At 40.9% G+C, this 15,000-nt stretch carries 7 protein-coding genes and 5 rRNA genes (2 of these 12 only partly in view); 7 read left to right on the top strand and 5 right to left on the bottom strand.

Annotated features, from left to right (window positions below):
• The 7 genes from DJ93_RS14475 to DJ93_RS14445 all read left to right on the top strand — a co-directional run.
• Positions 1 to 134, top strand: the 3' portion of a protein-coding gene (locus tag DJ93_RS14475; protein WP_042981518.1) for a response regulator transcription factor. Its footprint begins 580 nt before the window's first position; 134 of the gene's 714 nt are visible here — the last part of the coding sequence; its start codon lies beyond the left edge, outside the window; the stop codon is at positions 132 to 134.
• Complete coding sequence (locus tag DJ93_RS14470; protein ID WP_042981517.1) at positions 124 to 1,137, top strand: sensor histidine kinase; 1,014 nt, start codon at positions 124 to 126, stop codon at positions 1,135 to 1,137. Before DJ93_RS14475 ends, DJ93_RS14470 begins: the two co-directional genes overlap by 11 nt.
• A 68-nt stretch (positions 1,138 to 1,205) precedes the next feature.
• Complete coding sequence (locus DJ93_RS14465) at positions 1,206 to 2,135, top strand: ABC transporter ATP-binding protein (RefSeq protein ID WP_042981516.1); 930 nt, start codon at positions 1,206 to 1,208, stop codon at positions 2,133 to 2,135.
• Positions 2,128 to 2,865: an ABC transporter permease gene (locus DJ93_RS14460; RefSeq protein WP_042981515.1), complete on the top strand. Its 738-nt coding sequence runs from the start codon at positions 2,128 to 2,130 to the stop codon at positions 2,863 to 2,865. Before DJ93_RS14465 ends, DJ93_RS14460 begins: the two co-directional genes overlap by 8 nt.
• Positions 2,866 to 2,882: 17 nt before the next feature.
• On the top strand, positions 2,883 to 3,680 hold the full coding sequence (gene uppP, locus DJ93_RS14455) for an undecaprenyl-diphosphate phosphatase UppP (RefSeq protein ID WP_042981514.1): 798 nt from the start codon (positions 2,883 to 2,885) through the stop codon (positions 3,678 to 3,680).
• Positions 3,681 to 4,092: 412 nt separating this feature from the next.
• Positions 4,093 to 5,787 carry a M20/M25/M40 family metallo-hydrolase gene (locus DJ93_RS14450; protein WP_042984207.1) on the top strand — a complete coding sequence of 565 codons (1,695 nt, stop codon included), beginning with the start codon at positions 4,093 to 4,095 and terminating at the stop codon, positions 5,785 to 5,787.
• A gap of 38 nt (positions 5,788 to 5,825) precedes the next feature.
• Positions 5,826 to 6,284, top strand: a complete 459-nt coding sequence (locus DJ93_RS14445; protein ID WP_042981513.1) for an ASCH domain-containing protein — start codon at positions 5,826 to 5,828, stop codon at positions 6,282 to 6,284.
• Positions 6,285 to 6,435: 151 nt separating this feature from the next.
• Here DJ93_RS14445 and rrf (DJ93_RS14440) read toward each other — a convergent pair.
• The 5 genes from rrf (DJ93_RS14440) to DJ93_RS14420 all read right to left on the bottom strand — a co-directional run.
• Positions 6,436 to 6,551 (bottom strand): 5S ribosomal RNA (gene rrf / locus DJ93_RS14440).
• A gap of 50 nt (positions 6,552 to 6,601) precedes the next feature.
• Positions 6,602 to 9,523: ribosomal RNA gene (locus DJ93_RS14435) — 23S ribosomal RNA — on the bottom strand.
• A gap of 145 nt (positions 9,524 to 9,668) precedes the next feature.
• A 16S ribosomal RNA gene (locus DJ93_RS14430) occupies positions 9,669 to 11,220 on the bottom strand.
• Together the 16S, 23S and 5S rRNA genes form the textbook arrangement of a ribosomal RNA operon.
• A 2,190-nt stretch (positions 11,221 to 13,410) precedes the next feature.
• A 5S ribosomal RNA gene (rrf, locus tag DJ93_RS14425) occupies positions 13,411 to 13,526 on the bottom strand.
• Between the two features lie 50 nt (positions 13,527 to 13,576).
• Positions 13,577 to 15,000, bottom strand: a 23S ribosomal RNA gene (locus DJ93_RS14420); it runs 1,497 nt beyond the window's last position.

Below are 15,000 nucleotides of genomic sequence, written 5' to 3'. Positions count from 1 at the left end.
AAGATGATAATACCGTTATGGTACATATTAGAAAGCTTAGAAAGAAAATAGAAATCGATCCTTCCAATCCAAAATTCATTCAAACTGTATGGGGAATTGGTTATAAGTTTGTAGGTGAAAAACTTGAAGACTGATAAGATCCTCTTTCTTATTTCATTACAACTTATCATTTGCGGGCTTTTAAATATAAACATAGGCCACGAAATAAAAGTATCTTTATTTATTACTCTTATCTTAATCACAATATATCTTTTCTTTTCAAGAATACATTTTATTCAAAGCCGCAAATCAATGGCCACTAAATTAAGTCGTGCACTTACAGGGAATTTACAAACGAGATTATTCACAAACAATGACCGTTCATTAAATAACATCGTGTTTTCAATAAACGAATTAATAGCTGAATTAGAAAAGGTTCAGATTGAGGCGAAAAAATCCGAGGAATCGAGAAAACAACTTTTATCTAGTATCTCACATGATATCCGAACACCACTCACTTCTATTATTGGATATATTGATGCTTTAAAAGATGACGTCGCTGCTTCTGAAATAGAAAAGCAAGAATATGTTGAAATACTTTATAAGAAATCAAACAATTTAAAACATCTAGTTGATGAAATATTCAATATGGCAAAGCTGGATGCTAACGAATTCCCATTAAAAGAAGAAGAACTCGACTTTTCTGAGATTACTAGAGAAGTGTTAATCGAGTTTTTGCCTGAGCTATCAAAACATAATATCGAACTACAAGTTCTCATACCAGAATCTATTTGTCCTATTATTGCAGACCACCTTAGCCTTATACGGGTTATAGGTAATTTAATGAAAAATGCTATTCATTACGGAAAAGATGGGAAAACGGTAGGGGTCGAACTACTAGAAACCGATACAGAATACGAACTTCTTATTTGGGACAAAGGACCTGGTATTCCAAAACACGATTTACAAAACGTATTTGAGCGGATGTACCGAAGTGAACAATCAAGAAACCCCTCTTATGGTGGTAGTGGCCTAGGACTCTCTATTTCTAAAGCGCTCGTTGAAAAAAATAGTGGACATATATGGGTTGACAGTGTTCCATGGGAACGAACTACTTTTGGCTTTTCCATCCCAAAATACACTACTTTTAAGAAATAGTTAAGAAATGATTAATATGCAGTTAAACCCTCCTTTTTATTATGGAATTAAGAACTTATAGAAAGTAGGTGTCTCCTATAAATACAATTATAAAAACGACAAACCTTACTAAAATGTATGGCACTCAAAAATCAGTAGATAATCTAAATATCAATGTCCAGCAAGGAGAAATTTATGGATTCATAGGACGTAACGGTGCTGGGAAAACAACTACAATTCGTATGCTGCTCAGCCTTATAAAACCTACAAGCGGAAATATCGAAATATTCGGAGAGGATTTATTTCAAAATCAAAAAGACATTTTAAGAAGAATTGGTTCTATCGTTGAAGTTCCAGGGTTTTATGAAAACTTAACTGCACGAGAGAACTTATTAATTAATGCAAAGATACTCGGAGTTCACAAGAAAAATGCAATTGAAGAAGCATTAGAAATTGTAGGCTTGCAGCACGAAACAAAAAAGCTAGTTGGAAAATATTCTTTAGGAATGAAGCAGCGCTTAGGAATTGCACGCGCTCTTCTCCATTACCCTGAACTACTCATACTAGATGAACCAACTAATGGACTAGATCCAATTGGTATTAAAGAAATGCGAAAACTCATTAAAACGTTAGCTCAAGAAAGAAACATAACAATACTCATTTCTAGTCACATATTAGCTGAGGTGGAACAACTAGTTGATCGGATGGGAATTATCCATGAAGGAAGATTATTAGAAGAGGTTTCTCTTGATACACTGCGTAAAGCAAACCGTAAGTATATAGAATTCCAAGTGAATAATGACAATACAGCTGCAATGCTATTAGAAAAACATTTTCAAATTTTTGATTACGAGGTACACGATGAAGGAAATATTCGCGTTTACTCTCATTTTGGTCAGCAAGGACACATTAACAGAACATTTGTTCTCAATGATGTTGAAGTATTAAAGATTATGATGAGCGAAGACAGATTAGAAGATTATTTCACCAAACTAGTTGGAGGTGGAACAATTGGTTAATCTACTCTATACAGAACTATTAAAGTTAAAGCGCTCTAATATGTTTTTGATTAGTATTATCGGGGCAGGTGTCGCGCCTTTTCTAGTAGTTGTAGCATCTTATATACATATAAAAACAAAGCAGCCTACTCCAACTATTTTATTTAATCAATTGTTCACTGAAGTTAATTTGTATACAACTTTAGTTATCGGATTCCCATTATACGGCGTCGTCATCGCCTATTTATTTAACCGTGAATACACAGAAGATACATTGAAAAATTTGCTAACAATTCCTGTATCCCGTATTAACTTTCTTATAAGCAAATTTATTCTTTTATTCCTTTGGATTATAATGCTAACTTTAGTCGCCTGGGCACTAACTGTATTATTAGGGCTATTAGGCAACTTCCCTGGATTTAGCAGCACCTTGCTTTTAGAATCTTTCTTGAAATTTTTAATATGCGGTGGACTTCTCTTTCTTTTGTCTTCACTTATTGTACTATTAACTCTTGTAATGAAGACCTATGTACCGCCTATTATATTAACAATCATTATAACGATGACTAACCTTATGCTCGTAAATTCAAAACATAAAGACCTATTTCCATGGTCTGCTACTCTAGATATAGCGAATAACGAATTACAACCGACTTATCCACCCGAGTATTCTTATATCATCATCGCGGTAACAGCCATTCTCGGTTTTACTGCAACACTATTCTATTTTAAAAGGGTAGATATTCATTAATTTATAGGAGTGAATTTATGAACGATATCATTATTGCCTTCATACTTGGTATTGTAGAAGGATTAGCTGAATTTTTACCTATCTCTTCTACTGGCCACCTTATATTAGTCGGACATTTATTAGGTTTTGAAGGGGAAAGAGCAAAAACGTTTGAAATTGTCATACAGTTAGGAGCGATTTTAGCTATCGCTATTTTATATCATAAACGCCTTGTTTCTTTATGTAATATTAAACCTCTTCTACGGAAAGAGAAAAAATTCAACGCATTACATGTATTTCTCGGTGTATTTCCAGCAGTAGTTGCTGGTTTACTATTACATGATGTTATTAAAACATACTTATTTCAGCCATATACTGTCGTTATCGGACTTATAGCAGGAGCAACCCTTATGATCTTTGCAGAAGCAAAAAAAACAAAGGCGACCGCCTTTTCACTAGATGATTTAACATACCGTCAAGCATTAGCAATTGGATTATTTCAATGCTTAGCAGTATATCCTGGCTTCTCAAGAGCTGGCTCTACTATTTCTGGAGGGCTATTAGCAAAAGTCAATTATAAGGCTGCATCTGAGTTCTCTTTTCTCATCGCCCTTCCTGTAATGGTCGGAGCTACAGGATTAGACTTATTAAAAAGTTGGAAATATTTAAGTGTAGATGATATTCCTATGTTTGCCGTAGGATTCATTACTTCTTTTATTGTAGCAATGCTAGCGGTAGTAACTTTCCTAAAGCTTTTAGAAAAGATAGGTTTAAAACCTTTTGCATACTATCGTATTTTGTTGGCTATCTTATTTACGCTTTTCGTATTGCTATAGATTCATATAAGTCACATATTATTAAACCGATATTCAAATTGGAATATCGGTTTTTTATCTATTTCACCTCTAGTATTACTCACTTCAATATGGCATAGTGGTAATAAACCAACATCAATAATCCGAATATTCTTTAAGCTATCCATTAAGATATGCAAGGTTACAAGCTATACTTGAAGTCCGAACCTAGTAATAGCATTTCTTCTTTAAACACATATACTGGATTGAAAATATGCAACTCAATTGATTGAGTGTACCCATCACACCTACACAGAATAAACGTTCTTTCGATTTGTAATATATCACTTCTTCTTTGTATATAAGTAATCCTTCTATAATGTTTTTCACTTGTACTTAACTTCTCTACAAAAGGCCCCTAATTATAATATTTAAGGAGGTTTATCCTATGCCTATATACAAACAACTGCAAGTTTTAACGCTAGAAGAGCAAATTGAGTTACTAACAAAGCATTTAGTTTCATTTAATAGTATTAACGGTACCAGCGGCGAGGTTAGTATTATAGATGAACTATATAGCATTTTAAAAAGCTTTCCTTATTTTCAAAAACACCCTGAACACGTATGGATTCAACATGTACCTCATGATCCAATAGGTAGAAAAAATGTATTTGCATTTGTAAAAGGGAAAAACAATTCCCCCTCTACTATTATTTATCATTCACACTTAGATACAGTCGGTATTGAAGATTTCGGATCGTTAAAAGAACATGCTTTCTCTCCCGAAACACTCGAACGATATTTTCAAACCTACAAAGGTGATATAAATGTTCAAACTGACGCAAATTCTGGAGATTGGTTGTTCGGCCGTGGTTCTCTTGATATGAAAAGTGGGGCTGCTATTCATCTAGCTAATATACTATACTTCTCGGAACATATTCATTTACTAGACGGAAACCTACTCCTCTTATTCAATGGAGATGAAGAAGGCGAACATCGTGGTATTATCTCTGCCTTAACCGAACTTGAAAGACTAAAGCAAGAAAAACAATTACAGTATCGTTTGGCTATTAATAATGATTTCATAACACCTTTATATGACGGAGATACTCAGCGCTACATTTATACAGGAACTGCAGGCAAACTTCTTCCTTGTTTCTATATTTACGGAAGGGAAGTACATGTAGGTGATACATTGTCGGGTATTGATCCTAATTTTATTGCAGCCCAAATCACAAATAGGCTACATAACAACTATAAACTAACTGAATTTATTCCCGATGAACTCGTTCTTCCTCCAACTTGTTTATATCAGCGTGATAATAAAGAGAAGTATACTGTTCAAACAGCAACAAGTAGCCAATTATACTTTAATTACTTTATTTATGAAGCTACACCAAAAAAGGTTCTTTCCCGACTATTAGAAGAAACGAGTAAAGCCTGTAAAGAAGCTGAACACTATTTACAAGAGCAGTTCGAACATTACTTACTCATAACAGGTCTTCCCACTCGAAAACTTTCTTGGGAAATTGATGTAATAAGCTATGCAGACTATATAAAAAAATTAAGGAATCTAGACATTAACCCAGACATTGTTATTCAAGAGGTTATACGAGAAAGTAATACACAAGATTTGCGAGAACTATATTTTGAAATTATCGCTGCTCTTCAACAGCTAGATCCAGAAAAGAAAGCACGTGTTATTATCTTTTTCGCTCCACCATTTTTACCACATAACTACTTAAAACAAATAAATGAAGGAAATAACCTATTACAAAGTACGATCCAGTCCATATTGAAGAATATGCAGACCGAGACAGGAGAACAATTTGTATTAAAAAAATTCTTTCCTTATTTAGCAGATGGTAGCTTTTTGTCTATTCACGAAACCGACGAAGAGTTAAAACCATTATTAAAAAACTTCCCTAAATGGGAACAACTATATCCATTACCGTACGACACAATCCGAAAATTAAACATCCCATCTATTAATATGGGTGTCTACGGGAAAGATGGCCATAAATGGACAGAACGTGTTTACAAACCATATTCATTCCGCATATTACCTTTATTAATTCGCAACACAACGATACAAATTTTAAATGAGTACAAAGCCATTACAAATAAGCAAATTGCCCAGGGATTATAAAGAGAATTAATATTAACTAAAGTGAGGTAACGATACAAATGAATCCATTAGCACAAATATATTGGGATACTTATTGGGTGGACAATGAAAAGCCGAAATCTGTTACAGCTTGGCAATTCGGTGATTCTCCTGATTATCTCGCACAGTTAGTAATTGACGGTGTAAAAACAGCAACATGCTCCGGTTACATTTTTTATGAATTAGAAAATGAACCGCTACCGACGACTAATGATTATAGTATTATACTCAATAGTCAGGATGAACCTGTAGCTATTATTAAGACAATAGAAGTAACTGTAACACCAATGAATGAAGTAAGCGAAGAATTCGCTATCGCTGAAGGCGAAGGAGATCGTACTTATAATTACTGGAGAGACACCCATGTTCGGTTCTTTACAAAGGAACTAAAGGAGCTTGGTCTTAGTTTTTCTGAAGATATGCTACTCGTTTGCGAATGTTTTGAGCTTATTGATGTGAAAAATAAAGCGGAATTATAATAAACAGAGATTTACCGAAAGTTCATGTTGCGTTAACATACTTACTTTTAAAACAAATAAACTTGTTATTTATAACTCAAGAAATCCACAGATAACGAGCTTATTTTATAAAACACAAAAAAGACGAGTCATTCTGACTCGTCTTAAAGTTGCTTGGCGACGTCCTACTCTCACAGGGACAAGGTCCCAACTACCATCGGCGCTAGAGAGCTTAACTTCCGTGTTCGGTATGGGAACGGGTGTGACCTCTCTGCCATCATCACCAAACTAATGAAGGCATATTCCTTCAAAACTAGATAACATTTGCTACATATTATATGGTTAGGTCCTCGATCTATTAGTATTCGTCAGCTCCACATGTCACCATGCTTCCACCTCGAACCTATCAACCTGATCATCTTTCAGGGATCTTACTAGCTTACGCTATGGGAAATCTCATCTTGAGGGGGGGCTTCATGCTTAGATGCTTTCAGCACTTATCCCTTCCGCACATAGCTACCCAGCTATGCCCTTGGCAGAACAACTGGTACACCAGCGGTGCGTCCATCCCGGTCCTCTCGTACTAAGGACAGCTCCTCTCAAATTTCCTACGCCCACGACGGATAGGGACCGAACTGTCTCACGACGTTCTGAACCCAGCTCGCGTACCGCTTAATGGGCGAACAGCCCAACCCTTGGGACCGACTACAGCCCCAGGATGCGATGAGCCGACATCGAGGTGCCAAACCTCCCCGTCGATGTGGACTCTTGGGGGAGATAAGCCTGTTATCCCCGGGGTAGCTTTTATCCGTTGAGCGATGGCCCTTCCATGCGGAACCACCGGATCACTAAGCCCGACTTTCGTCCCTGCTCGACTTGTAGGTCTCGCAGTCAAGCTCCCTTATGCCTTTGCACTCTACGAATGATTTCCAACCATTCTGAGGGAACCTTTGGGCGCCTCCGTTACACTTTAGGAGGCGACCGCCCCAGTCAAACTGCCCACCTGACACTGTCTCCCGGGTCGATAAGACCCGTAGGTTAGAATTTCAATACAGTCAGGGCGGTATCCCACCAGCGCCTCCACCGAAGCTAGCGCTCCGGTTTCAAAGGCTCCCGCCTATCCTGTACAAACTGTACCAAAATTCAATATCAGGCTACAGTAAAGCTCCACGGGGTCTTTCCGTCCTGTCGCGGGTAACCTGCATCTTCACAGGTACTATAATTTCACCGAGTCTCTGGTTGAGACAGTGCCCAAATCGTTACACCTTTCGTGCGGGTCGGAACTTACCCGACAAGGAATTTCGCTACCTTAGGACCGTTATAGTTACGGCCGCCGTTTACTGGGGCTTCAGTTCAGAGCTTCGCTTACGCTAACCCCTCTCCTTAACCTTCCAGCACCGGGCAGGTGTCAGCCCCTATACTTCGCCTTACGGCTTCGCAGAGACCTGTGTTTTTGCTAAACAGTCGCTTGGGCCTATTCACTGCGGCTTTCCGTTAAGAAAGCACCCCTTCTCCCGAAGTTACGGGGTCATTTTGCCGAGTTCCTTAACCAGAGTTCTCTCGCACACCTTAGGATTCTCTCCTCGCCTACCTGTGTCGGTTTGCGGTACAGGCACCTTTTATCTCGCTAGAAGCTTTTCTTGGCAGCGGGGAATCAAAGACTTCGCTCCATAAGGAGCTTCCCCATCACAGCTCAGCCTTCGCGATAAGCGGATTTGCCTACTTATCAGCCTAACTGCTTGGACGTGCACAACCAATCGCACGCTTCTTCTATCCTTCTGCGTCCCTCCATTGCTCAAACGATAAAGAGGTGGTACAGGAATATCAACCTGTTGTCCATCGCCTACGCCTGTCGGCCTCGGCTTAGGTCCTGACTAACCCTGAGCGGACGAGCCTTCCTCAGGAAACCTTAGGCATTCGGTGGACGGGATTCTCACCCGTCTTTCGCTACTCATATCGGCATTCTCACTTCTAAGCACTCCACCAGTCCTTCCGGTCTGACTTCACTGTCCTTAGAACGCTCCCCTACCACTGATACCATAGGTATCAATCCGCAGCTTCGGTGGTGTATTTAGCCCCGGTACATTTTCGGCGCAGAGTCACTCGACTAGTGAGCTATTACGCACTCTTTAAATGGTGGCTGCTTCTAAGCCAACATCCTAGTTGTCTAAGCAACTCCACATCCTTTTCCACTTAATACACACTTTGGGACCTTAGCTGGCGGTCTGGGCTGTCTCCCTTTTGACTACGGATCTTATCACTCGCAGTCTGACTCCCAAGGATAAGTCATTGGCATTCGGAGTTTGACTGAATTCGGTAATCCGATGAGGACCCCTAGTTCAATCAGTGCTCTACCTCCAAGACTCTTACACTTGAGGCTAGCCCTAAAGCTATTTCGGGGAGAACCAGCTATCTCCAGGTTCGATTGGAATTTCTCCGCTACCCACACCTCATCCCCGCACTTTTCAACGTGCGTGGGTTCGGGCCTCCATTCAGTGTTACCTGAACTTCACCCTGGACATGGGTAGATCACCTGGTTTCGGGTCTACGACCACGTACTAAACGCCCTATTCAGACTCGCTTTCGCTACGGCTCCGCCTCTTCAGCTTAACCTCGCACAGGATCGTAACTCGCCGGTTCATTCTACAAAAGGCACGCCATCACCCATTAACGGGCTCTGACTATTTGTAGGCACACGGTTTCAGGATCTCTTTCACTCCCCTTCCGGGGTGCTTTTCACCTTTCCCTCACGGTACTGGTTCACTATCGATCACTAGGGAGTATTTAGCCTTGGGAGATGGTCCTCCCAGATTCCGACGGAATTTCACGTGTTCCGCCGTACTCAGGATACATTCAAGAGAGAACGAAGTTTCGACTACAGGGTTGTTACCTTCTGTGACGAGCCTTTCCAGGCTGCTTCGTCTACCTCGTTCCTTTGTAACTCCGTATAGAATGTCCTACAACCCCAAGAGGCTTGCCTCTTGGTTTGGGCTAGATTCCGTTTCGCTCGCCGCTACTCAGGAAATCGCATTTGCTTTCTCTTCCTCCAGGTACTTAGATGTTTCAGTTCCCTGGGTCTGTCTTCCTTACCCTATGTATTCAGATAAGGATACCATACCATTACGTATGGTGGGTTTCCCCATTCGGAAATCTTCGGATCAAAGCTTACTTACAGCTCCCCGAAGCATATCGGCGTTAGTCCCGTCCTTCATCGACTCCTAGTGTCAAGGCATCCACCGTGCGCCCTTTCTAACTTAACCAAACTAAAATTAAAAAATATGAGCTACACTGTTATCTAGTTTTCAAAGAACATACATTTATATATGAGAGATAGTTCTCTCAAAACTGAACAAAACGAAACACGGAAACTTATATTGATGAACAGCGTTCATCAATTCTCCATAGAAAGGAGGTGATCCAGCCGCACCTTCCGATACGGCTACCTTGTTACGACTTCACCCCAATCATCTGTCCCACCTTAGGCGGCTGGCTCCAAAAAGGTTACCCCACCGACTTCGGGTGTTACAAACTCTCGTGGTGTGACGGGCGGTGTGTACAAGGCCCGGGAACGTATTCACCGCGGCATGCTGATCCGCGATTACTAGCGATTCCAGCTTCATGTAGGCGAGTTGCAGCCTACAATCCGAACTGAGAACGGTTTTATGAGATTAGCTCCACCTCGCGGTCTTGCAGCTCTTTGTACCGTCCATTGTAGCACGTGTGTAGCCCAGGTCATAAGGGGCATGATGATTTGACGTCATCCCCACCTTCCTCCGGTTTGTCACCGGCAGTCACCTTAGAGTGCCCAACTTAATGATGGCAACTAAGATCAAGGGTTGCGCTCGTTGCGGGACTTAACCCAACATCTCACGACACGAGCTGACGACAACCATGCACCACCTGTCACTCTGCTCCCGAAGGAGAAGCCCTATCTCTAGGGTTGTCAGAGGATGTCAAGACCTGGTAAGGTTCTTCGCGTTGCTTCGAATTAAACCACATGCTCCACCGCTTGTGCGGGCCCCCGTCAATTCCTTTGAGTTTCAGCCTTGCGGCCGTACTCCCCAGGCGGAGTGCTTAATGCGTTAACTTCAGCACTAAAGGGCGGAAACCCTCTAACACTTAGCACTCATCGTTTACGGCGTGGACTACCAGGGTATCTAATCCTGTTTGCTCCCCACGCTTTCGCGCCTCAGTGTCAGTTACAGACCAGAAAGTCGCCTTCGCCACTGGTGTTCCTCCATATCTCTACGCATTTCACCGCTACACATGGAATTCCACTTTCCTCTTCTGCACTCAAGTCTCCCAGTTTCCAATGACCCTCCACGGTTGAGCCGTGGGCTTTCACATCAGACTTAAGAAACCACCTGCGCGCGCTTTACGCCCAATAATTCCGGATAACGCTTGCCACCTACGTATTACCGCGGCTGCTGGCACGTAGTTAGCCGTGGCTTTCTGGTTAGGTACCGTCAAGGTGCCAGCTTATTCAACTAGCACTTGTTCTTCCCTAACAACAGAGTTTTACGACCCGAAAGCCTTCATCACTCACGCGGCGTTGCTCCGTCAGACTTTCGTCCATTGCGGAAGATTCCCTACTGCTGCCTCCCGTAGGAGTCTGGGCCGTGTCTCAGTCCCAGTGTGGCCGATCACCCTCTCAGGTCGGCTACGCATCGTTGCCTTGGTGAGCCGTTACCTCACCAACTAGCTAATGCGACGCGGGTCCATCCATAAGTGACAGCCGAAGCCGCCTTTCAATTTCGCACCATGCAGTGCAAAATGTTATCCGGTATTAGCCCCGGTTTCCCGGAGTTATCCCAGTCTTATGGGTAGGTTACCCACGTGTTACTCACCCGTCCGCCGCTAACTTCATAAGAGCAAGCTCTTAATCCATTCGCTCGACTTGCATGTATTAGGCACGCCGCCAGCGTTCATCCTGAGCCAGGATCAAACTCTCCAATAAAGTTAGTTTGTCTAGCATCTAAAATAAAAATTGACGTTTCACGTTGTTTGTTTCGTTCAGTTTTCAAAGAACTTGTCCGTCGCTCATTTGCGACTTCCTCATGTTAACATTTCTAGTTTGTAATGTCAACCAAGTTTTTCATTTCATTTGCCGCTTTCTGCGTTATTACTATCGGCGACTTGTTCTATATTACACTTCTATATACTAATCGTCAATACTTTTTTATAAAGAAATTCAATTTAATATTTCCATACCACTTTATCTTACTATTTGTGAGGAGTCAGGCTGCCCATAAAAGCCCAATTGGTGAAGGCTAATAATCAGTGGAAGATGCCCCCTCCCGCTGATTATTAGCCTTCACTTTATTTAAATACGAATCCACTAGAATTTTATTCAATAACAACCATTGTCTAATTTTATCTACTAAGCTCCTCTGACAAATATCTCTCTATTTCAAAAAGATTATCCCTCGTACATTACTGGGTTCCATAAGAAACTCTTTTCTAGCAACCTCACTATCATGAACCATTCACTAGAATGAATCAACTAATAAACTAGAGCCAATTAGCATTAAAAATTTTGATGAGTAAAGACCAATCAGTAGATTATGTCACCAAACTAATTAGCGGTAGAAAAATCATTACCTTACTCTGAACAAAACATTTAACACTTAAATCATCTTCTTTTAATTGTAGCAATGCTAGTAGTAGTAACACTCCTTATTCTTTAAAATAAGATAGATTTAAAACCTTTTGTATACTATTGTATTTTCACTGCCCCTATTACGATAGCTTTATATCAGTTATATATTATATAACTGATATCCAAATCGAAATATCGGTTACTATTTATTTTACCTCTAATATTACTCACTTCAATATAAAATAGTCGTTACTAAATCCAATATTAATATCAAAATATACTTTACTTGAAATCCAAACCTAGTAATAGCAGTTCTTCTTACATATGTTCAATAAAAAAAGTACCTCAATTGATTGAGTATGCACTTTACACCAATACAGAACAAATGTTCCAATCCCTTATTCTACATCACTACTTCCTTGTATTTAAATAACTGTACTATAGTTTTTTCACTCGCACTTATCTTCCCTACAAAAACTGATCTAATTATAAAATTTAAAAATGTTTTATCCTATATCTATATACAAACAACTGTAAACTTTACTGTTAGAAGAGCAACTAAAATTGCTAACAAAGTAGTTCGTTTCATTATTGCAGTTCAAATCACCAATTGAGTATATAAGAACTATAAACTAAATGAATTTATTCCCGATGAACTCATTCTCACTCCAACTTAATTATACCAACATCATAATGAAGATACGTGTATTGTTCAAATAGCAACAAGTGACCAACTATACTTTAATTATCTTATTTATGAGGCTATACCAAAAAAAGATTCTTTCCCAACTACTAAAGGATACAAGTGAAACTTATAAAGAGGATAAACACCATTTATAAAAGCAGTTTGAACATTACTACTCATAACTGCTCTTCCCACACGAAAGCTTTCTTGGGAAGTCGATGTAGTAAAACTATGCAGCCTATATAAAAATTCATAGAGTCTAAACATTAACCCACACACCGTTATCTAAAGTGTTATATGAGAAAGCAATACACAAGTTTTGCGAGAACCATATTTTATCACTGTTCTTCAACAGCTAGATTTAGAAAAAAGAACACATATTTTTTTACTCCACCATTTTTACCACATAACTACTTAAAACAAATGAAGAGTATTCAATCCGCAATTAAGAATATATAAACAGAGATAGATGAACAATTTGTGTAAAAAACTTTCCTTATTTAACAAACGGTAGCTTTTTGTCTATTTAGGAATTAAATTTAAAATTAGAATCCTCCTCTAATTTTCGACAAGATAACTATATTCATTCAGTGTATTACCTTCATTGATTCGTAGATTTAAAGTGACTACAAATCCATTACAAATAAGCAATATGTCCCTCGTTTATGAACGTTTTGAGCTTATTGATGTGAAAAATAAAGCGGAATTATAATAAACAGAGATTTACCGAAAGTTCATGTTGCGTTAACATACTTACTTTTAAAACAAATAAACTTGTTATTTATAACTCAAGAAATCCACAGATAACGAGCTTATTTTATAAAACACAAAAAAGACGAGTCATTCTGACTCGTCTTAAAGTTGCTTGGCGACGTCCTACTCTCACAGGGACAAGGTCCCAACTACCATCGGCGCTAGAGAGCTTAACTTCCGTGTTCGGTATGGGAACGGGTGTGACCTCTCTGCCATCATCACCAAACTAATGAAGGCATATTCCTTCAAAACTAGATAACATTTGCTACATATTATATGGTTAAGTCCTCGATCTATTAGTATTCGTCAGCTCCACATGTCACCATGCTTCCACCTCGAACCTATCAACCTGATCATCTTTCAGGGATCTTACTAGCTTACGCTATGGGAAATCTCATCTTGAGGGGGGCTTCATGCTTAGATGCTTTCAGCACTTATCCCTTCCGCACATAGCTACCCAGCTATGCCCTTGGCAGAACAACTGGTACACCAGCGGTGCGTCCATCCCGGTCCTCTCGTACTAAGGACAGCTCCTCTCAAATTTCCTACGCCCACGACGGATAGGGACCGAACTGTCTCACGACGTTCTGAACCCAGCTCGCGTACCGCTTAATGGGCGAACAGCCCAACCCTTGGGACCGACTACAGCCCCAGGATGCGATGAGCCGACATCGAGGTGCCAAACCTCCCCGTCGATGTGGACTCTTGGGGGAGATAAGCCTGTTATCCCCGGGGTAGCTTTTATCCGTTGAGCGATGGCCCTTCCATGCGGAACCACCGGATCACTAAGCCCGACTTTCGTCCCTGCTCGACTTGTAGGTCTCGCAGTCAAGCTCCCTTATGCCTTTGCACTCTACGAATGATTTCCAACCATTCTGAGGGAACCTTTGGGCGCCTCCGTTACACTTTAGGAGGCGACCGCCCCAGTCAAACTGCCCACCTGACACTGTCTCCCGGGTCGATAAGACCCGTAGGTTAGAATTTCAATACAGTCAGGGCGGTATCCCACCAGCGCCTCCACCGAAGCTAGCGCTCCGGTTTCAAAGGCTCCCGCCTATCCTGTACAAACTGTACCAAAATTCAATATCAGGCTACAGTAAAGCTCCACGGGGTCTTTCCGTCCTGTCGCGGGTAACCTGCATCTTCACAGGTACTATAATTTCACCGAGTCTCTGGTTGAGACAGTGCCCAAATCGTTACACCTTTCGTGCGGGTCGGAACTTACCCGACAAGGAATTTCGCTACCTTAGGACCGTTATAGTTACGGCCGCCGTTTACTGGGGCTTCAGTTCAGAGCTTCGCTTACGCTAACCCCTCTCCTTAACCTTCCAGCACCGGGCAGGTGTCAGCCCCTATACTTCGCCTTACGGCTTCGCAGAGACCTGTGTTTTTGCTAAACAGTCGCTTGGGCCTATTCACTGCGGCTTTCCGTTAAGAAAGCACCCCTTCTCCCGAAGTTACGGGGTCATTTTGCCGAGTTCCTTAACCAGAGTTCTCTCGCACACCTTAGGATTCTCTCCTCGCCTACCTGTGTCGGTTTGCGGTACAGGCACCTTTTATCTCGCTAGAAGCTTTTCTTGGCAGCGGGGAATCAAAGACTTCGCTCCATAAGGAGCTTCCCCATCACAGCTCAGCCTTCGCGATAAGCGGATTTGCCTACTTATCAGCCTAACTGCTTGGACGTGCACAACCAATCGCAC

It is taken from the genome of Bacillus clarus (assembly GCF_000746925.1).
GTDB lineage: Bacteria > Bacillota > Bacilli > Bacillales > Bacillaceae_G > Bacillus_A > Bacillus_A clarus.
This window is presented reverse-complemented; position numbering and strand designations above follow the sequence as displayed.